This window comes from Affinirhizobium straminoryzae, assembly GCF_007004135.1.
In the GTDB taxonomy this organism is placed as follows: domain Bacteria; phylum Pseudomonadota; class Alphaproteobacteria; order Rhizobiales; family Rhizobiaceae; genus Neorhizobium; species Neorhizobium straminoryzae.
The window spans coordinates 38,309-57,841 of record NZ_VJMG01000018.1; the positions used below are offsets into that span (position 1 = coordinate 38,309).

Consider the following 19,533-nt stretch of genomic DNA (forward strand, 5'->3'; position numbering starts at 1 on the left):
CAGATATCCGTGAAAGATGCGCAGTAAAACCTAGCCGAACTGCTTGACCGCGCAGAAAACGGCGAGGACGTGTTGTTGACGCGCGAGGGCCGCGTTGTCGCGCGGATCGTCGCGACGGATATGGCCTCGCGGCCAATGCTGGCGCCGGAGGCACAGCCCACGCTCCGGGACATTCAGGCACGCGTACGCCAAAAACTCGATCCGTTCCCGGAGACATCCGCTGCGCGCAGCCAGGATTTTCTCTACGATGAAAACGGCCTTCCCCGGTGATCGTCGTCGATACGTCCGCACTCATCGCCATCCTGAAAACAGAGGATCAAGCAGCGGCTTGCGAGGCGGCCTTGAACCGGGCCACCACATGTCTCATCTCGGCGGCAACGCTGACGGAGGCCTTGATCGTGTCTGCACGACGGAGGTTTGACGCAGAAATGAAGGAGCTTCTGTCTCTGTTCAGCCCTGAGGTCATCGACGTTACGACGGCGCGCGCCGAACAGGCCGCAGACGCCTATCGCCGGTTCGGCAAAAACTTTCATCCCGCCAGCCTCAACTTCGGCGATTGCTTCGCCTATGCAACCGCCAGGGAATTCGGCTGCCCGCTCCCCTATATCGGCGAGGACTTTGCCCAGACCGATCTCGTCTCCGCCCTGTCAGTCGCCCAGCCGTGATCTTATAACATACAATTGCCCTTTGAACTGCTGCGGCGTTGGCCTTATATGATCGCCAACCGCTGCCGCTCCATTCGTCGAGCGCACCCACTCCCGGAGGTTCAAATGGCCGATACCGCCCCCCAGAAGCCCATTCCCGTGACCGTTCTGACCGGCTATCTCGGCGCCGGCAAGACGACGCTGCTGAACCGGATTCTCTCCGAAAGCCACGGCAAGAAATACGCCGTCATCGTCAACGAATTCGGCGAGATCGGCATCGACAACGATCTGATCGTCGAGTCGGACGAGGAAATCTACGAGATGAACAATGGTTGCGTGTGCTGCACGGTGCGCGGCGACCTGATCCGCGTCGTCGAAGGCCTGATGCGCCGCCCCGGCCGTTTCGACGGCATCATCGTGGAGACCACCGGCCTTGCCGATCCGGTGCCGGTCGCCCAGACCTTCTTCATGGACGATGACGTCCGCTCCAAGACCGAACTCGATGCGGTCGTGGCGCTCGTCGATGCCAAGCACCTGCCGCTGCGCCTGAAGGACAGCCGCGAGGCCGAGGACCAGATCGCGTTTGCCGATGTGGTCGTGGTCAACAAGACCGATCTCGTGACGCCGCAGGAACTGGCGACGATCGAGGAGATCGTCCGCGCCATCAACCCGACCGCCCGCATCTACAAGACCACCCGCTCGGGCGTGGATCTGGCCCGCGTTCTGGATCAGGGCGCCTTCAACCTGGAGCGTGCGCTGGAAAACGATCCGCATTTCCTCGAACACGGCCATGAGGATCATGTCTGCGGCCCGGATTGCGACCATCACCACCACGATCACGACCACCATCATCATGATCATGATCACCACCATCACGACCATGATCATCATCATGACCATGGGCACGATCACGACCATCATCACCACGCAGCGCCCTCCGCGATCCATGACGTGACGGTGAAGTCCATCTCGCTGCGCGGCGGCGAGATGAACCCGGACCGCTTCTTCCCCTGGATCCAGAAGGTGACCCAGACGGACGGCCCGAACATCCTGCGCCTCAAGGGCATCATCGCCTTCAAGGGCGATGAGGAGCGCTATGTAGTGCAGGGCGTGCACATGATCATCGAAGGCGATCACCAGCGCCCGTGGAAGGACGGCGAGAAGCGCGAAAGCCGCCTCGTCTTCATCGGCCGCGACCTCGACCGCGAGAAGATCGAAAAGAGCTTCCTCGCCTGCCAGGCAGACCAGACCTGATGCCGACGGTTGCGCCCCTGGATCTGGAAGGTCACGTCGTCGCGGCGCACTTCCTCGGCGACACGCCCTTTTTCGCCACCGCCGCCGGAGAGATCCGCCGGCTGGATGGCGGCGAGAAGGTGACCGAAGCCCATAACGGCCTGCTGACCTGCGTGAAGGACCCCTTCAGCGCAGCTTTGCTGACCGGCGGCGAGGATGGAAAGGTGATGCGCATTGCCGGCGACGGCACTGCAACGCAGATCGCCGAAGCGCCGCGCAAGTGGATCAATGTCGTGGCCGGCGGCCCGCAGGGTGCGGTCGCCTATGCGCATGGCAAGTCGAGCGTCGTGGTTCTCGCCGACGGTAGCGCGAAGGAGTTTGCCGAGGAACGCACGGTCGAGGCACTGGCCTTTGCGCCGAAGGGCCTTCGCATCGCAGCCGCCCGCTACAACGGCGTCTCGCTGCACTGGGTCAACACCCAGCTGCCGGCCGCCGATCTCGACTGGAAGGGGGCCCATACCGGCGTGACCTTCTCGCCTGATGGCCGTTTCCTCGTCACCACCATGCAGGAAAATGCGCTGCACGGCTGGAAGCTGGACGGCAAGGCGGGTGAGGCGCGCCATATGCGCATGACCGGCTATCCGTCCAAGGTGAAATCCTATTCCTGGTCGCCGAAGGGCAAGTGGCTCGCCACCTCCGGGGCGCCGGCTGCCATCGTCTGGCCCTTCTCGGCCAAGGACGGGCCGATGGGCAAGGCACCGCTGGAGCTTGGTACCCGCGCCAATATTCTCGCCACCTGCGTTGCCTTCCATCCGGTGGAAGAGGTGCTCGCCATCGGCTTCATCGACGGCATGATCCTCGGCGTGCGGGTGGGCGACGGCAAGGAAGCCCTGCTGCGCCGCCCCGGCAAGGGCGCCATCACCTCGATGAGCTGGAGTAGCAACGGCAAGCTGATCGCCTTCGGCTCCGAAGCCGGCGATTGCGGCGTCATCGATATTTCGGCTTGACGACATTTCGGCTGCTTGGCGGATAAAAGTCCGCCTCTGGCTGCCGCCATCTCCCCGCGCGGGCGGGGGATGGCATATGGGAACCCCCCTCTGCCCTGCCGGGCATCTCCCCCACGAGGGGGAGACCCCTGGAGCCTGCGCCTTACCCCATTTCCACGGTGGCGAGACGGGTACCTTCGAAGCGGGGGACGATGACCGGAGACCAGCCAAGTGCCTTTGGCCAAACCGCGCTTGTTCGGCGAAGGTCTTCCCGTTCTGCGGTCTCCCCCCTTGTGGGGGAGATGGCGGCAGCCAGAGGGGGTTTTTGCCGCAAAGTTTAATGGGGCGGGGTCCGAAGGACGGGTCGAGACACGTGGCTCGAACCCAGGCGGCAGCCAAAGGGGGTTTTGCCCCCGGCATTCGACGTGGCATGGTTCGAAAGCCGGCCGAAACTTGCCCGCCGCCAACGTCCGGGATCTGAAATCGCAACCGATGCCGGCCCACCAGGGCCCAGACAAAACCGTGGTCCATCACAGATGCCGGTCCGGCCGCCGCCCGTGACGGCAAGGCGCCGCAGGCGCAAGGAGAGCGTCCCATGTCGATCAAGACCCGTTTCACCGGTGCTCGCTGGGCGCCGAGGCTTGTTGCGATCACCCGCACGGTGGATCCGCTGCTGGCCGATACGCTGAAGGCGCTGGGGCTGGTCTATGTCGCCTCGGTGGCGAGCTGGGGCATGGCGGCGCTGCATCTGCCGCTGGAGATCCATGTGCCGATGATTGCGGCCCTGCTTCTGGCCGGCATTTTCGGCCTGGTATTGCGCGGCCTTCCCGCCCACCGGCATGCCCGCTTCGGCTTTGCCAATCTCGTCACCTCGCTCCGCGCCGGCATCGTCAGTCTGGTCGGCGCGACCGTGCTCTTCTCGCACAGCTTTGGCGCGGCACATTTCGACAGCCTGATCTGGTGGACGGTGGCGGCCGTGCTGTTCGCGCTCGCCCTCGATGGCGTCGATGGCTATCTCGCCCGCCGCTATCGCCAGCAGTCGGAGCTTGGCGCGCGCTTCGACATGGAGGTGGATGCGCTGCTGATCCTGATCCTGTCGATCGGCGCAACCGTGCTCGGCAAGGCGGGCCTCTGGGTCGTGCTGATCGGGCTGATGCGCTACGCCTTCGTGATGGCGCAGTGGTTCCTGCCAAAGCTGCGCGGCGAGCTTGCGCCGTCTTTCCGGCGCAAGGCGGTCTGCGTGGTGCAGGTGGCGGTGCTGTGTCTGGTGCTGGTGCCGCAGGTGGTGCCGCCCGTTTCCACCGCCATGGCGGCCATCGCGCTTGCCGCACTCCTCTATTCGTTCGGCGTCGATGGGATCACGCTGATGCGGCGGCCTGCGTGAGCATGGCGGGCGCCTTTCGGATGCCGGCCAAGCGCCAGAATGACGAGCCCCGGCAGGGCGCCCGCAAGCGCCAGCGCGCCATAGAGAAGGCTGGCGGAAAGCCCGGACGCACTGGAAAGGCCGGCCAGCGGCCAGAGCGCTGCGGCCGCCGCCTCGCGCGTGCCCCAGCCGCCGAGACCGGTCGGGATCAGCATGGCGGCCAGCGTCATCGGCACGATGGTGACCATGGCCGCAACCGGCAGCGGCGCGCCGACCGCATCGGCACTGACGAGAAACAGCGCGACATAGCCGCAGACCACCGCAAGGCTGAGGCCGCCCTGCCGCAGGAGCGCGCCGCGCCGGACAAAAACCTCCGCCAGCTCATCCCGCAACCCGGCAAAGCGGCGCAGCAGCAGCACGGCCGCTATGACGGCGGCGGTGAGCACCGCCCCAGCCAGCAGCAGATGGTGGCCGGCCTGCAGGGCCGCTCCCGGCAGCAAGGGCCAGAAGGGAATGCCGACGAGACAGAGCGCCAGAAAGGCGATCTGGCCGGACAGCCGCTCGTAAACCACCGCGCGCGCCGCCCGCTGCCAGCCGCCCGCGCCATCTTGCGCCATGCGCCAGGCGCGCAGCACATCGCCCGCCATGCCGCCCGGCACCACCTGGTTGACGGCGCTGGCCACATAATATTCCCGGATCGCCGCGCCGGCCGTGATCTGCTGACCCAGCCGTTCGGCCGCCAGCCGCCAGCGGAGAGCGGACAGCACGATCTGACCCTGCACCAGCACCAGCCCGAGCGCCACATGCCACAGCGAGACCTGCGCCAGCGCGTCGAGGATCGTGGCCGGCTTGATCCAGAAGGCGAGCAGCGGCAGCAGGCACAGCGCCGCAAGGCTTGCGGCGATGCGGACCAGTATTCTGGCGCGCGAGGCGGTCTGCATGGGTCTGCCCTTCCGTGGCCGCGGCAAGCACGGGCTTGGCGGCGGGTTCGTGTTTCGCATCCTCGAAAGCCGGCGCACCCCCGGAAATTCCAGCGAGAGCCAGGCAGGTGTTCATCCGGCATTGCGGCGCGGGCATGGCGCCCTTGCGCGGCTTTCCCGCCGGGGCTTTCTCCGGCGCAATGTCATATCCTACGCAGAACGGCAGACGATAGACCATGACGACCCCGACGATCGATAGGCCCATCCCCGGCTCCCGATACGGCGCGCGCCGCGCCTGTCCCCCGATGCTCTCCGCCCTGCTGTTCCTGCTGGTCGGCGCGACCATTCTCAACCTGCCGGATCATCCGGGTGCGCTGAAGGTGGAATTCTTCCTGCGCCTGCCGCTGGAGGTGCCGGCCCTTGGCGTGCTGCTGCTGTTGCCCGGCCGGCGCTGGAAGCGGGTGCTGACCGGTGTCGTCACGCTGCTGGCCACCCTCATCCTGTGTCTCAAGCTTGCCGATATCGGCACGCAGGCGGCCTTCCAGCGTCCCTTCAACCCCTATCTCGACGGCAAGATGCTGCGGGACGCCTGGAACATCGCCGCCGGCAATCTCGGTGCGTTCACAGCATTTCTCGGCGTCGTGGCGGCGCTGCTGGGGCTCGCCCTCGTGATCCTGCTGTTGCGGCAGGCGATGGCCGGGCTCGCGCGGCTTGAAGGCCGGCCCCGCCACCTCGGCCTTGCCGCCGCCGCAGCGCTGCTTGCCATCGGCGGCCTGCTGCACGGCAAAGACGCGGACCTGCCGGTCACCGCCGAGGCGGGCCCCTATCTCTCCGAACGCCTGCAGCTGATCGTCGCCTCGGTGCGCGATCTCCAGGCCTTCGACCGCGAACTCGCCGAGGCCCGGGGACCGCAGAGCGGCCAGGGCCTGTTTTCCGCCGTCAGCGGCCGGGACGTCATCCTGGTCTTCGTCGAATCCTATGGCCAAAGCGCGGTGGAGGATCCGCGTTACGCCCCAACAATCCGCCCGCGCCTGGAGGGCATGCAGCGCGATCTGGCGGCAGCGGGCTTTGCCAGCGCCAGCACCTGGATCACCTCTCCGACCGTCGGGGGCCTGAGCTGGCTCGCGCATGGCACCTTTCTCTCCGGCCTCTGGACCGACAGCCAGGCGCGCTACGACCGGCTGATGATCAGCAAGCGCCCCAGCCTCAACCGGCTGTTTGCCGAGGCTGGCTGGGAAAGCGTCGCGGTGATGCCGGCCATCACCATGGACTGGCCGCAATCGGCCTATTACGGCTATGACCGGATCCTTGCCGCCGCCGATCTCGGCTATCGCGGAAAACCCTTCAACTGGATCACCATGCCGGACCAGTACACGCTGTCTGCCTTCCAGCGCAGGGTGCGCGACACACCAGACCGCAAGCCGGTGATGGCGCAGGTGGTGCTGATCTCCTCGCATGCGCCCTGGACGCCGGTCGCGCATCTCGTCGATTGGGACACGATCGGCGACGGAAGGATTTTCGACGCGCAGGCCACCGGCGACCAGCCGCCGGCCGTGGTCTGGGCCGACCCGGACAATGTGCGCCGCCACTATCTCGAAACGATCGATTACAGCCTTGCAGCGCTTGGCAGCTATATCGCCCGCGATGGCGGCGACGCGCTGTTCCTCATCATCGGCGATCATCAGCCGGCCGCGATCGTCACCGGGCCGCAGGCCTCGCGCGCGGTGCCGCTGCATGTGGTGAGCCGCGACAAGGCCCTTGTCGCCCGCTTCGAGAAGGATGGCTTTGCCGCCGGCCTCGTGCCGCCCTCCGCCCTGCCCGCCACCCGGATGGACAGCCTGCGCGACCGGCTGATCCGCCTTTTGTCCGGCGCACCGCTTCCATCACAGGGGTGAATCGAAGCCAGCCGACCGATTCAAAACTCTCGTTGGACAGCGAGGGCGCCGGCTTGCGAATCTTGCCCCCATGCAAAACGACAGCTTTCCGGTCTTTCTCGGCCACCGCATCGACCCGGCGCGCAACATGGCGCGCTTCTATCTGATCGCCATCGAAACCAACCTGTTCGGCGAAACCTGTCTGCGCCGCACCTGGGGCCGCATCGGCACGCGGGGCCGGATCGCCGAGGAGATCTTTGCCGATGCCGCCAGCGCCGAACAGGCCATGGCGGCGCTTGCCCGGCGCAAGCAGCAGCGAGGCTATCGGGTGGCGGGGCAGGGTTTGTGAGGGGGCGGACGGGTCAGCCCCTCCCCCTTGCGGGGAGGGGGTGGGGAGGGGTCTTTTTGAAGCTTGCGGAAAGTTCTGTGGCAGGCCAAACCGCGTGTCTCGGCCCATCCTTCGGACACCACCACATTAAACTTACGGGCAAAAACCCCCTCTGGCTGCCGCTTGGGGTCGAGCCGCGTGTCTCGACCCGTCCTTCGGACCCCACCACAAGGGGGGAGACCCCGTGTGGCACCGCCTTGCCCCAATCGGCCCGCAGACGGTGATGGGGTCGCGGGCGTTGCGGCCAGGTCAGCCCCTCCCCCTTGTGTGGAGGGGTTGGGGAGGGGTCTTTTTCGGGGAGCGCACCATCCATGCGCCCTCCCCTGTCGCATCCCCGACATGCAGAGCGGCTAATCAGCCACTCCCATGAGGATTGCGCGATGACGACATTGCAGGAAGTGGCGGAGCGGGCAGGCTGTTCGCTGGCAACGGCGAGCCGGGCGCTGAACGCCTCCGGCTCGGTCAGCCAGACGGCGATGCGGCGCGTGCGCAAGGCGGCGGCCGATCTCGGCTACCGCGTGCCGCCGCCCGCCACGCGTCGCGCCGCGGGCCGTCCGGTGATCGGCGTGCTGATCCCGAGCGTCACCAATCCGGTGTTTGCCGCCTCGCTCTCCTCGATCCAGAATCGCATGCTGGTGGCCGGCCACGGCGTGCTGATCGCCCAGTCGAACTATGATCCCGTGCAGGAGGCCGATGCCGTGGCGGCGCTGCTGACCGAACGGCCGACGGGACTGATCCTCACCCTCTGCGATGCCGAAAACAGCCGGGTGCTGAAGCAGCCGCTGCCGCCGACCGTGCTGTTGAACAACCGCCCGACGACGGGTTTTCCCGCCGCCGTGACGGTGGACAATCGCGAGGCCGGACGCCTCATCACCCGCCATCTCGTCACGCTCGGCCACCGGCGCATCCTGTTCATTTCCGGCGATTTCCGCGCTTCCGACCGGGCCAGGCTGCGCTATGACGGGTATCTGGACGTGCTGCGGCAGGAGGGCCTGCCGGATTTTGCCGCGTTGCAGATCCCCTTCATCGGCGCGCCCGACCAGCTCGACCTGTCGCCGGCGCTGGCAGAGATCGCGCCGAGCGCCATCATCGCCTCCAACGACCTGCTCGCCTGCGGGGTGATCGGCGCGCTGCGCCGCCTCGGCCTCAGCGTCCCCGGCGACATCTCGGTCGCCGGCTTCGACGGCATCGCCATCGGCCAGCTGATGGACCCGGCGCTCACCACCATCGAAATGCCGGATGCCAGCATGGGGGCGGTGGCCGCCTCGCTGCTGCTCGACATCGCCGACAACGGCGCCGCCCCCCGCCATCTGGAAGTCGGGTTTTCGTTGAGAACCGGCGGCACCGCGCGGCGGGTCTGACGGGCGACGCGACACCGCGTGGGTTATTCAATGATATAAAAGCACTCCGCCCGGTTGGAGCGCCTGCGTGTGACGGACTGGCCGGTGCGGATGGTGCGCTGCCTCACCTCGCCCTGCTTGTTCCACTGATCGAGAACCTCGATGCCGGCTTCGCTGTGGGAGAGGTAGATCGCGGCGTGCTGCCCCAGATCATCCGTCACATTGTATTTTCCGTCCGCGAAAGTGGCGATGGCCGTGCCCCGCGCAATCTCGTCCGACCCGCACTCCATCACCCGGCGACCGGGATGCCACGACGCGGTTTGTGGCGCCCCCGTCGCCTGCCGGACGAACTCCACGCATTCGGTATTGCCCTTGGCATTGGCAAAGCGGCCGCGACCAAAGACATCGGCCTCGCTGATCTGCAGGAGATAGGCCATCCGCACCCCCATTGTCACCGGATGCATCACGACAGTGAAACATGGAATATAATTTATTTTTTGCTAGAAATTTTCAATCAAAATCATCGGAAATACGCATACTGAATATCGACAACATATATTTACGGCTCGATCTCGCAATGGAGAAGGCGAGTCCTGCTTTTTTATTTGATCTCCTTTCTCGAAAAATAGAAAACCCGCCATGCAGATACACGGCGGGCTGTTTGTCCTTCGCAAAGAGCAGTGCGGTTTACGTGCGCGGCAGCAGGCGCTTTACCTCCTTGGCGGCATCGTCCAGAGCCTGCTGCGGGGTGGCGGACTGGTCGACGACGCGGGAGATGTTGTCGACGATGGTCTGCGTCACGCGCACGCCGTTCGAACCCGGGAAAGCATACCAGGGGATCATGCGCGGCATCTGGTTGAGGCCGGCGAGGAAGAGCGGGTTTTCCTTGTAGAAGTTGCCGAGATAATCCGACGACTTGGCGGCCAGCTCGTTGTTCGGCACGTAGCCGGTGCCGGGAACGACGACGGAAGCGCCATAGGGGCCGGCGGCGAACTTGGCGAACTTCCAGGCGGCGGCCTGCTTGGCGGCGTCATCGGTCAGGATGACGACGGCATTGCCGCCGGTCGGCAGCTTGCCGTTTGCCGGGTCGATCAGCGGGATCGCGGCAGTGCGCAGGTCGAACTTGCCGCCGACATTCTTGATGGTGTTGCGCAGCGCGCCGGTGGTCTGGAAGGTGAAGCCCACCTTGCCGGCCACGAAGGCCTGTTCGCCCGCCGCCTTGGTGAAGACCGGCATGCCGGCTTCCTTGACCATGCGGTCGATGATGGTCATGGCCTTCAGGCCTTCCGGACCGTTGAAGGCCACCTGGCCCTCGTCCTTGGAGAGCATGGTGCCACCGGCGCCGAACAGCAGCGCGGAGAACATCCAGTCATCGCCCTGCCAGCGGAAGTCGATGGAATCGACGCCATTGCCGAGCGCCTTGATCTTCTTGCCGAGTTCGATCACCTCGTCCCAGGTCTTCGGCGGCTGGTCCGGATTGCCGCCGGCAGCCTTCACCAGATCGGCATTGTAATACATGATCGGGTTGGAGGTCGCGAAAGCGAGGCCCACCTGCTTGCCGTTGACCTGGGCAAGTTTCAGGATGGTGTCGGAGAAGCCCTGATCCGCCATGCTCTGCTTGTCTTTCGCGATCATCGGGCCGAGATCGACCGGGATATCGCGCTCGTTGACCATGCGCAGGCGGTTGAGGCCGATGAAGGTCACGTCAGGCATTTCGGCCGTGCCGGCCTGGCGCATGATGGTCTGGATGCCTTCTTCGTAGGTGGCCGAGGGATTGGCGAACTGGATCTTGATGTCCGGGTTCTCGTCCATGAACTTCTTCGAGATCGTGTCCATCACGTCCTTGAAGAAACCGGGCATCGGGTAATGCACGGTCAGCACCGTGTCTGCCTTTGCCGGCAGGGCAAAGGCCATGGTGACGGCGGCGGCCGCCAGGATTTTCTTGAAATGCTGCATGGCAGGTCTCCAGTGGGATGGGATTGAACCGGTCAGCCCTTCAGACCGGTCATGGTGATGCCCTCGACGAAGCGTTTCTGTGCCAGCAGGAAGGCGGCGACGAGGGGAAGCGTGATGATGAGGGTGGCGGCCATCAGCGCGCCGTAATCGTCTCCGGCTTCGGCGGCGCGGAAATAGAGAAGGCCGAGCGGCGGCGTGGCATAGGCCTGGTTGGAGACGACGATCAGCGGCCAGTAGAGGTCGTTCCAGTGGGCGACGACCGAGAAGATGGCAAAGGCGGTGACCGCCGGCCAGGCATTCGGCACGATGACGCGCGCCACGATGCCAAGCTCCGACATGCCGTCCAGCCGCGCCGCGTGGATCAGGTCGTCCGGCATGGCCCGGAAGAACTGCAGGAACAGGAAGATGCCGAACACCGAGATCGAGAACGGGGCGACCAGCGCGACATAGCTGTTGAGAACCGAGAGCTTATCGAAGGCGACATAGAGCGGCAGGGCGGTGGCATGGATCGGCACCAGCAGACCCAGCATCACCAGCGCCATCATCAGCTTCGCGGCGGGAAACTTCAGCTTGGCCAGCGCATAGGCGCAGGGCACCGCGATCACCACCTGGAAGACGAGGATCAACCCGCAGACCACCACGCCGTTCCACAACAGCCGCGGCATCGAGACCCGCGAAAACGCCTTGGCAAAATTCTGCAGGAAATAGGGCTGGTCCGGGATCAGCGACAGCGAGGAGGTGAAGATCTCGCTCTGCGCCTTGCCGGAGGTGGAAACCATGAAGATGTAGGGCGCAAGAAAGATCAGCGCGCCGAGAATGAGAAGGCCGAGACGTAAGGCGCGGCCGAGCGTGAAGGGAGCAGCGGTCATGCGTAATGCACCTCCCGGTCCAGCAGGCGGTATTGCAGCACCATCAGCACCACCAGCACCGCGAGGAAGACGACGGTCATGGCCGAGGCATAGCCGACGCGCAGATAGACGAAGCCTTCCTGATAGATGGTGAAAAGCAGCACTTCGGAAGCCTTGTTCGGGCCGCCCTCGGTCAGCGTCTTCACCGTTTCGAACACTTTGACCGCATTGATGATGCTGATGGTGATGACGAAGAGCGTGGTCGGCCCCAGCATCGGCCAGGTGACGAGGAGAAAGCGGTCGAGCGCGGATTTCGCGCCGTCCACTTCGGCGGCGGCATAGAGATCGCGCGGAATGGCGGAGAGGCCGGCGAGAAACAGCACCATGTTGAAGCCGGCGCTCTGCCAGATGCCGATGATGGCGAGGCTGTAGAGCACCATGTCGGAGGCGCCGAGCCAGTTCGGCCCGGCAAGCCCGATCATCCTCAGACCCGCATTGATCGGCCCGATCGAGGGGTGGAACAGGTATTGCCAGACGGTGGCCATGGCCACCAGCAGCGAGGCGACCGGCAGGAAATAGGCGGTGCGGAAAAACGAGCGGCCGATCTTTTCGCCTTCGATCAGAAGCGCCAGTGCGAGCCCGAGCAGCAGCGAGACAGGCGCGACGATCGCCGTATAAAGCGCCGTGTTCGACAGCGATTTCAGGAAGGTGCGGTCGGAGAAGAGTTCCGCATAGTTCTCGAAACCGACGAAGCGGAAGCTGCCATAGCCCAGTTCGAAATCGGTAAAGCCGAGAAAGACGACGGCAACCATCGGCCCGACGATGAAGGCGAGGATGAGGATCACCGCCGGCGCGACCAGCAGCCAAGCGGTGCGCGACTGGCGGCGCGCCTGCACGTCGATCATCGGCGCGGAAAGCGAGGCGGTTGCGGCGAAACTAGCCATGAATGCTCTCCCGCACGGTTTCGGTGGTCAGCGCCGCCTCCAGCCGTTCGCCGGTTGCGGCAAACACCAGCATGCGCTCCGGCTCCGGCAACACGGACACCGGCATGCCGACGGCGATGCGCCGCGCCTCGGCCGGCGAAAGCTTGGCGAGCATCCCCTCGCCCATGCCATCGAGCCGCACCGAGACGATCACTTCCGAGCCTAGAAATTCCAGCCGCTCTGCCTGGGCCGGCAGGCCAAAAGCGGGTCCGGAGGCGGCACGCGGCACCACACGGACATGCTCCGGGCGGATGGCGAGCGTGACCGCCGCGCCGGGCGCAAGCGCCTCGCGCGGCTGGAGCGTGACGGGACCGAAGGCGATCCGGCCATCGGCGCCCACCCGGCTTTCAACGCTGTTGATGCGCGGCTGGCCGAGGAACCGCGCCACCTCGATATGGCGCGGATCCTCGTAAATGGCCTCGGGCGAAGCGAGCTGAAGAAGGTTGCCGCCGATCATCACGGCAACCCGGTCCGCCATCGACAGTGCTTCGGCCTGGTCATGTGTCACGTAAAGGGTGGGAACGCCGGCGCGGCGATGCAGATCGACGATCTCGCCGCGGGCATGGACGCGCAGGTTGGCGTCGAGGTTGGAGAGCGGCTCGTCCATCAGGAACAGGCTCGGACGGCGCACCATGGCGCGGGCGAGCGCCACGCGCTGCCGCTGGCCGCCGGACATCTGGCCGGGCTTGCGGTCGAGCAGGTGCTCGATCTTCAGCGCGCGCGCCATCTCGGCCACCTGGTTCTGGATGGTCTTGCGGATCGCCTTCTGGCCGGGGGCAAGCGCGCCGAGAAGCGGCGTGCGGCCAAGCCGCGACAGCTGACGCATGGCGAGCGGCACGGCAATGTTCTGCCCCGCCGTCAGATGCGGATAGAGCGCATAGGACTGGAAGACCATCGCCACATTGCGCTCGGCCGCCGGCAGCACGGTGAGTTCGCGCCCGCCCGCTTTCACCGAACCGGTGGTCGCCTGTTCGAGGCCGGCGACGATCCGGAGCAGCGTGCTCTTGCCGCAACCGGAGGGACCGACCAGGGCGATGAATTCGCCGGCTTCCGCCTCAAGCGTGATGCCCTTCAGGATGGCATTGTCACCGAAGGATTTCGTGATGTTGTCGAGGTGCAGCGCGCTCATTCCGCCGCCTCCCCCGATGTTCCGGCGTCACGCAACTCAGCGTCAGGTGCGGCCGGCTTCGGATAGACCTCGTCGATGACGTCATCGATGACATGGGCGACCATGCCCGGCACCGCGACGATCTCGCTGGAAACCGCAGGCCCCTCGAAGGTGTGGATGACGGCGCCGATCAGCCGCTCGCCGGGCATTTCGCGCTCCAGCCTATCGATGACGAAGGCGGCGGACGGACCCCAGACGAAGCGGGTCCCGTTCCATTCGCCCGTCCAGGCCCAGTGCAGGTGGCCGGAGCCGACGAGGCCGACATCGTGGCGCTCCATCATCTCGTAGAGGCGGGCGCGCGGTGCGGGGCGCACGCTCCAGTAGCCGGTATCGCCCTCATGCGGGTCGTCGACGAAGATCGGCTTGTGGGTGAACAGCGCGATGCGGCGGGTCCCCGCGCCCGCCATCGCCTCGGCCAGCCAGTCGAGCTGTTCCTGCTCGTCCGCATTGTCCATGCCGAGCAGCAGCGTGTTGAAGCCGATCAGCCGCCAGCCCTCGATATCGTGGATGAAGCGATCGGCGCCGACGAGACCGTTCCAGCGGTCCAGCCGCTCGCGATTGACCGGCTGGTGCGAGCCCGGCAGATGGCCGACATCGTGATTGCCGGGCACGATCAGCATCGGCGCGGAGGCCTGGCGCATCAGGTCGAGGCAAAAGGCGATATCGTCCGCCTTGTCGGCCCCGTCGACGGTCAGGTCGCCGGTGTGGATGATGAGGTCCGGCTTTTCGGCCTCCAGCCAGTCCAGCAGGGGCGCCCAGTTGCCGTTGAAATGCGTCTTCGACGGGCTGAAATGGGTATCGGTAATCTGGATGACCTTCACGTGCACAACTCCGATGCGGGGGCGCCGGGCTTACCGCCCGGCTCTTCATCGGCAGAGGTCATAGAGGCCGCTGTTGTCAGCCGCGTAACAGGCCTTTCCGTCCTGTTTCCATTTTTGTCATCCGGGCGTCATGGTTTGCCACCGGGGCGCGAGGCCCCGGTGGCCCCTCAAATTTCAGGGGCCTTCAAATTTCGGGGGAAGGAGCAGCGGTCGCAAAGCGCATCCCGAGCCGCTGCATCAGATCCGCATCGCGGGCCCGTTCCGGATTGCCGGTGGTCAGCAGCACATCGCCGGTGAAGATGGAATTGGCGCCGGCGAGAAAGGCGAGCGCCTGCAACTCGTCGCTCATTGCATGGCGGCCGGCCGACAGCCGCACCACGCTTGCCGGCATCAGGATGCGGGCAAGCGCCACCAGCCGCACGAAGGCAATCGGCTCGACGGGTTTCGCCTTGCCGTGGATCGGCGTGCCGGCAATCTCGTTCCACATATTGAGCGGCACGCTTTCGGGATGCGGAGCAAGGCCAGCCAGGATCACCAGCATGGCAATCCGATCCTCCACCGTCTCGCCCATGCCGACGATGCCGCCGGTGCAGAGCTTGATGCCGCCGCGCCGCACCTCGGACAGCGTCTCCAGCCGGTCGTCCATCGTGCGGGTGGTGACGATCTGCGAATAGAAGTCGCGCGAGGTATCGATATTGTGGTTGTAGTAATCGAGCCCCGCCTCCCCCAGCCGCGCCACCTGCGCCGGGCTCAGCATGCCGAGCGTGACGCAGGTTTCGAGGCCAAGATCACGCACGCCCTCGATCATGGCGCAGACGCTGTCGAGATCGCGATCCTTTGGCGCGCGCCACGCAGCGCCCATGCAGAAGCGTGTGGCGCCGGCCGCCTTGGCGCGGCGCGCCTCCTCCAGCACCCGCTCCACCGCCATCAGCTTCGTCGCCTTCACGCCTGTCTTGTGATGCGCGCTCTGCGAACAGTAGCCGCAATCCTCCGGGCAACCGCCGGTCTTGATGGAGAGCAGCGTCGCAGTTTCGATCACCGCCGGATCGAAATGGGTGCGGTGGATGGTCTGGGCGCGAAACAGCAGTTCGGGAAACGGCAGGTCGTAGAGCGCACGCGCCTCGTCTTGCGTCCAGTCGAAGCGCAGGCCCTTTTGCGGGGCTAGTTGCGCGTGGTGGGCCCCTGCGGCGGCGCTTGCTGCATCGGCCGACCGCGCGGGGCCGGCGGTCGGGACCGCCTCGCCGGCCGGCGGCGGGGTGGTCCGGCGCCGCGCCGAACCGATTGCCGTGGAAGCCGCGCTCATCGGCCGGAGTTTCCGTCAAAGGGGCCACCAGAGGGGCCGTCTGACGGGCCGCCAGACAGGCCGCCGAGCCGCCCCCAGGGCAGTGTTGCGCCCGCCGCCACCAGCGCCACCTTGACGAGATCGGCCGGCAGGAAAGGCAGGAGACCCACGGCCATCACCCGGTCGCCGGGCACGAACTGCGCCAGCCAGGCAAGACCGAGCGCATAGATGACGGCAAGGCCGCAGAGCATCGCGCCGATGCGGCCGAGCGTGCCGCGCCCCTTCGCCAGCCAGGCCGTCACGCCGGCGCTGATGAGATAGCCAGCCAGATAACCGCCGGTCGGCCCCATCATGTAGGCGATACCGATGCCGCGCTCCGGCGTGCCGGAAAATACCGGCAGCCCCGCCGCCCCGGCCGCCAGATAGGTGGCAAGCGTTGCGAGCGCCAGCCGCGGCCCGGCCGCCACCGCAATCGCCATCACCGCCAGCGTGTGCAGCGTCATCGGCACCGGCCAGAACGGAATCTGCAGCTTCGCCGAAAGCGTGATCAGGGCTGCGCCGCCCACGGCCAGCGCCGCCTGACGGGACAGAGTGCGCCAGTGCGGCGCGGGAGTGGATTGCAACATGAGTCACCTCGTAAATTATAGATAATTTTGCAGTGCCGGGCGAGGATTCCAGATATGAGGGAGAGTCGCAAGGGTATTTTATAGATAATTTGAGGATTCAGATAAAACGTCGGGAAGATCGCGGTGGGAGGCAGGCCTGTGCACGTGCCGGGTGGATGTGCGGCGAGCAGGAATTTTGGGGGAGAGATGACGGCGGTGGCGGGAGAGCGCGCTGGAAAGGATAACGGCCCACTCGGTGAATGCAGCCCCCTCATCCGCCCTTCGGGCACCTTCTCCCCGAGGGGAGAAGGCAGGGAGGATGCCGCTCGCTACATTCCCTTAAACGCTTCTTTTTCAACGGCATTGAATGGTGACAGCCATTCGAACCGCTGTGACTTTAGGGTGGCAAGGCCGCCACACAACCCTTCTCCCCCACGGGGAGAAGGTGCCGGCAGGCGGATGAGGGGCGGCACCCGAAACCGATCAGGACTGCCGGAGCCAAACCTGCGGGCCGCACGACCACGGCTCACTTCTACCAATCCCAAAATTATCTATAAAATATCACCCGATGATCGCAAACGCATCGCGCGTCGCGCCGCCGGCGGTCGCGACGGGGCGGCGGCCGATCCATTGGACGTGGCGGGAAAGGATGGTGCAGGCGGCATCCACCTCGCCCTGGCGCAGCGCGGAGAGAATGGCCTGGTGGTCGTGGTCGGTCTGGGCTTCCCAGTTGGAGCGCCAGGCGGCGAACAGAAAACGGGCGCTTGCCTGATGCAGGTCGTCGATGGCGGCCAGCAGGCGCGGCATGCCGCAGGGGGTGACGATCAGCCGGTGAAAACGACGGTTCGCCTCCTCCCAGCTGCGCACATCGCGCGAGGCGTCGCCGGCGCGGGTCGCCTCCTCGGCGGCATCGAGAATGGCGGGCGTCAGGTGGGGGGCGGCGTGCTTCAGCGCCAGCACCTCCAGCGCGGCGCGCATTTCCGCCACTTCCTTGACCTCGGAGAGCTGGAAGGAGGCCACGCGCACGCCGCGGCGCGGCTCGCTGACGGCCAGCCCCTGCGCCTCCAGCCGGCGAAAAGCCTCGCGCACCGGCACGTGGCTCGCCCCGAATTCCTCCGCGATATGATCCTGCCGCAGACGCGTGCCGGGCGCGATCGCGCCGGCGATGATCCGGTCGGCCAGCGTGCGGCTGATGCGAACCGCAAGCGTCTCTTCTTTCTTTGCTGCGCTCATGGCGCCTTGATAGGCCGCGCGCGGCCGCTTGTCGATTGGGCAAACCGCCTCATTCGGCAGGCCCGGTGCGGCGGCGCAGAAGCGCCGGCCCCGCCACCAGCGCCACGCAGAGCACGGAAACAAGGAAGATCGCCCCGGACATGGCATAGATCGTCGGCGAGGCCCCGGCATTCATCTTGCCGAACAGCACCACCGGCAGCGTGTTCTGCCGTCCCGCCAGATAGAAGGCGCGGGTAAACTCGTTGAGCGACAGCAGGAAGGCGAAGAGGAAGGCGCTGACGAGGCCGGGGCGGATCAGCGGCAGGGTGATGTCGAGGAACTGCCGCAGCCGCCCGGCGCCGAGATCGGCCGCCGCCATCAGATAGCTGCGCTTGACCACCGACAGGCTGGTGAGAATGACGATGAAGGCAAAGGGCAGCGCCCAGAGCAGGTGCCCGCCGATCACCGTCAGCATCGAGGCCTTGATGCCGGCGCGCTGGAACACAGCAGACAGCGCCAGCCCCTGGATGACGCCCGGCACGAACATCGGCAGAAGCACGGTGAGGAACCAGGCGGTGCGGCGCCTATGCAGTTCGCGATGCGCAAGTGCGGCGAGAAGTGCCAGCAGCGTCGCGACAAGCGCCGTCACCAGCGCGATCAGCAGCGACTGTTCGAGCGCCGCGATCAGCTGGTTCTCACCGCCAAGCGCCAGATACCATTTGACGGTGAGATCGGAGAGATGCGGCAGGCCGGGCTGCAGCGCCGGATTGAAGGAAACGCCGAGCAGGTAAAGTGGCGGCGCATAGATCACGATCAGGCCGAGCGCCGTGATCGTCCAGATCGCCAGCCGCGAGAGGGTGCCTTCCGTCTGCATCATGCATCTCCCTCGCCAAACAGGCGGGCAAGGCCGAAGCGCGCATTGCCCGCCAGCACCAGCCCGAACACCACGGCAAGCACCACGGTGGAGATGGCAAAGGCCAGCGGATAATTGGCGACCCGCATCACGTCGTTGATCATCACGGAGACAATGCTGGCACCGGCGCCGCCCAGCATCTGCACCTCGGTGGAGGAGCCGGCCACCATCACGAAGACGAAGAGGAAACCGGCAAACACACCGGGAAAGGTGAGCGGCAGAAGCACGGTGCGCAGCATGGTCCAGAAGCCGGCGCCGAGATCGCGCGCCGCCTGCATCGTCACCGGGTCGACGCGGCGCATCGAAAGAATCAGCGGAAAGGTGGCAAACGGCAGATAGGAGGCAACAAGCCCGACAATCACCGCGAAATCGGAAAACAGCAGCCAGTCGAGCGGCCTGTCGATCAGCCCCGCCTCGATCAGCAGCGTGTTGATGACACCGGTGCGCCCCAGCACCAGCCGCCAGGAGAAGGAGCGGATCAGATAGGAGGTGAAGAAGGGAATGGTCATCAGGGCCAGCAGCACCAGCGACAGCCGCCGCCCGGCGAGAAAATGCACCGCATAGGCCGTTGGCCAGCCGACCAGCAGGCAGATCAGCGCGGTCACGAGCGCCTTGGCAAGCGTGGAGAGGATCACCGTCCAGCGCTCGGCCTCAAGGATCGCCGCATAGGCGGCAAGGCTCATGTCCGGCCGGATCCAGTAGGTCACCGGATCCCAGGACCAGAAGCTCCACACCACCACCACCATCAGCGGCACGAAGCCAAGCGCCAGGATCGCCGCAAGCGGCAGGGCGGCAAGGCCGAGCGTGGAAAGGAGAGTGCGGTTCATCGGCGGGCAACCTTGCGGGCTGGGGGCGGATCGGGATGGTTCATGGCGTGGCTTTCAGGGGTGCAGGATGGTGGCGCAAGGGGCTTTGGCGGGCAAGGAACAGTCGCGACGACGAAACCGGGTACGACTGGACGCCGCTTCGCGACGAACCCTGCCGGAAAGGCTGCTGC

21 protein-coding genes are annotated in these 19,533 nt (G+C 65.8%); 9 read left to right on the forward strand and 12 right to left on the reverse strand.

Going from position 1 to position 19,533, the window contains the following annotated elements; all coding sequences use genetic code 11:
* Window positions 1-75: 75 nt before the first annotated feature.
* The 5 genes from FNA46_RS08270 (at window position 76) to FNA46_RS08290 (ending at window position 4,247) form a co-directional block, all read left to right on the forward strand.
* Entirely contained in the window at window positions 76-270 is a 195-nt protein-coding gene (locus FNA46_RS08270) for a hypothetical protein (protein WP_244617901.1), read from the forward strand.
* Complete coding sequence (locus tag FNA46_RS08275) at window positions 267-665, forward strand: type II toxin-antitoxin system VapC family toxin (RefSeq protein ID WP_143124725.1); 399 nt, start codon at window positions 267-269, stop codon at window positions 663-665. Before FNA46_RS08270 ends, FNA46_RS08275 begins: the two co-directional genes overlap by 4 nt.
* 105 nt (window positions 666-770) lie before the next feature.
* On the forward strand, window positions 771-1,898 hold the full coding sequence (locus FNA46_RS08280; protein ID WP_143124726.1) for a CobW family GTP-binding protein: 1,128 nt from the start codon (window positions 771-773) through the stop codon (window positions 1,896-1,898).
* A complete protein-coding gene (locus tag FNA46_RS08285; protein WP_143124727.1) occupies window positions 1,898-2,884 on the forward strand; it encodes a WD40 repeat domain-containing protein in 987 nt (328 codons plus the stop codon). Before FNA46_RS08280 ends, FNA46_RS08285 begins: the two co-directional genes overlap by 1 nt.
* A 574-nt stretch (window positions 2,885-3,458) precedes the next feature.
* Complete coding sequence (locus tag FNA46_RS08290) at window positions 3,459-4,247, forward strand: CDP-alcohol phosphatidyltransferase family protein (RefSeq protein ID WP_143124728.1); 789 nt, start codon at window positions 3,459-3,461, stop codon at window positions 4,245-4,247.
* Here FNA46_RS08290 and FNA46_RS08295 read toward each other — a convergent pair.
* A complete protein-coding gene (locus FNA46_RS08295; protein WP_143124729.1) occupies window positions 4,199-5,167 on the reverse strand; it encodes a lysylphosphatidylglycerol synthase transmembrane domain-containing protein in 969 nt (322 codons plus the stop codon). The genes FNA46_RS08290 and FNA46_RS08295 overlap by 49 nt on opposite strands.
* Here FNA46_RS08295 and FNA46_RS08300 point away from each other — a divergent pair.
* From FNA46_RS08300 to FNA46_RS08315, 4 genes are all read left to right on the forward strand, one after another.
* A complete protein-coding gene (locus FNA46_RS08300; protein ID WP_143124730.1) occupies window positions 5,166-5,405 on the forward strand; it encodes a hypothetical protein in 240 nt (79 codons plus the stop codon). The two genes, FNA46_RS08295 and FNA46_RS08300, sit on opposite strands and share 2 nt — an antisense overlap.
* A complete protein-coding gene (locus FNA46_RS08305) occupies window positions 5,383-7,041 on the forward strand; it encodes an alkaline phosphatase family protein (protein WP_143124731.1) in 1,659 nt (552 codons plus the stop codon). Before FNA46_RS08300 ends, FNA46_RS08305 begins: the two co-directional genes overlap by 23 nt.
* Before the next feature lie 70 nt (window positions 7,042-7,111).
* Window positions 7,112-7,369 (forward strand): WGR domain-containing protein, encoded by a 258-nt coding sequence (locus FNA46_RS08310; RefSeq protein WP_143124732.1) that lies wholly within the window; start codon window positions 7,112-7,114, stop codon window positions 7,367-7,369.
* Window positions 7,370-7,788: 419 nt separating this feature from the next.
* Window positions 7,789-8,769: a substrate-binding domain-containing protein gene (locus FNA46_RS08315; protein ID WP_143124733.1), complete on the forward strand. Its 981-nt coding sequence runs from the start codon at window positions 7,789-7,791 to the stop codon at window positions 8,767-8,769.
* A 23-nt stretch (window positions 8,770-8,792) separates the two neighbouring features.
* On the opposite strand, the gene FNA46_RS08320 is transcribed toward FNA46_RS08315, so the two are convergent.
* The 11 genes from FNA46_RS08320 to FNA46_RS08370 all read right to left on the reverse strand — a co-directional run bounded on the left by FNA46_RS08320 (window position 8,793) and on the right by FNA46_RS08370 (window position 19,363).
* Window positions 8,793-9,185: a BPSL0067 family protein gene (locus tag FNA46_RS08320; RefSeq protein WP_185969770.1), complete on the reverse strand. Its 393-nt coding sequence runs from the start codon at window positions 9,183-9,185 to the stop codon at window positions 8,793-8,795.
* A gap of 250 nt (window positions 9,186-9,435) precedes the next feature.
* Window positions 9,436-10,704, reverse strand: a complete 1,269-nt coding sequence (locus tag FNA46_RS08325; protein ID WP_143124735.1) for an ABC transporter substrate-binding protein — start codon at window positions 10,702-10,704, stop codon at window positions 9,436-9,438.
* A gap of 32 nt (window positions 10,705-10,736) precedes the next feature.
* Window positions 10,737-11,573 (reverse strand): carbohydrate ABC transporter permease, encoded by an 837-nt coding sequence (locus tag FNA46_RS08330; RefSeq protein ID WP_143124736.1) that lies wholly within the window; start codon window positions 11,571-11,573, stop codon window positions 10,737-10,739.
* Window positions 11,570-12,496, reverse strand: a complete 927-nt coding sequence (locus FNA46_RS08335) for a carbohydrate ABC transporter permease (protein ID WP_143124737.1) — start codon at window positions 12,494-12,496, stop codon at window positions 11,570-11,572. The genes FNA46_RS08330 and FNA46_RS08335 overlap by 4 nt, the downstream gene beginning before the upstream one ends.
* Window positions 12,489-13,664, reverse strand: coding sequence for an ABC transporter ATP-binding protein (locus tag FNA46_RS08340; RefSeq protein ID WP_143124738.1), 1,176 nt, complete (start codon window positions 13,662-13,664; stop codon window positions 12,489-12,491). The genes FNA46_RS08335 and FNA46_RS08340 overlap by 8 nt, the downstream gene beginning before the upstream one ends.
* On the reverse strand, window positions 13,661-14,524 hold the full coding sequence (locus FNA46_RS08345) for a metallophosphoesterase family protein (RefSeq protein WP_143124739.1): 864 nt from the start codon (window positions 14,522-14,524) through the stop codon (window positions 13,661-13,663). The genes FNA46_RS08340 and FNA46_RS08345 overlap by 4 nt, the downstream gene beginning before the upstream one ends.
* Window positions 14,525-14,708: 184 nt before the next feature.
* Window positions 14,709-15,827 carry a biotin synthase BioB gene (gene bioB / locus FNA46_RS08350; RefSeq protein ID WP_143124740.1) on the reverse strand — a complete coding sequence of 373 codons (1,119 nt, stop codon included), beginning with the start codon at window positions 15,825-15,827 and terminating at the stop codon, window positions 14,709-14,711.
* Window positions 15,824-16,432, reverse strand: a complete 609-nt coding sequence (locus FNA46_RS08355; protein WP_143124741.1) for a biotin transporter BioY — start codon at window positions 16,430-16,432, stop codon at window positions 15,824-15,826. Before FNA46_RS08355 ends, bioB begins: the two co-directional genes overlap by 4 nt.
* Before the next feature lie 540 nt (window positions 16,433-16,972).
* Window positions 16,973-17,644 carry a GntR family transcriptional regulator gene (locus tag FNA46_RS08360; RefSeq protein WP_143124742.1) on the reverse strand — a complete coding sequence of 224 codons (672 nt, stop codon included), beginning with the start codon at window positions 17,642-17,644 and terminating at the stop codon, window positions 16,973-16,975.
* A gap of 49 nt (window positions 17,645-17,693) precedes the next feature.
* Window positions 17,694-18,500 carry an ABC transporter permease gene (locus tag FNA46_RS08365; protein WP_143124743.1) on the reverse strand — a complete coding sequence of 269 codons (807 nt, stop codon included), beginning with the start codon at window positions 18,498-18,500 and terminating at the stop codon, window positions 17,694-17,696.
* Window positions 18,497-19,363: an ABC transporter permease gene (locus tag FNA46_RS08370; protein WP_143124744.1), complete on the reverse strand. Its 867-nt coding sequence runs from the start codon at window positions 19,361-19,363 to the stop codon at window positions 18,497-18,499. Before FNA46_RS08370 ends, FNA46_RS08365 begins: the two co-directional genes overlap by 4 nt.
* Window positions 19,364-19,533: the final 170 nt, after the last annotated feature.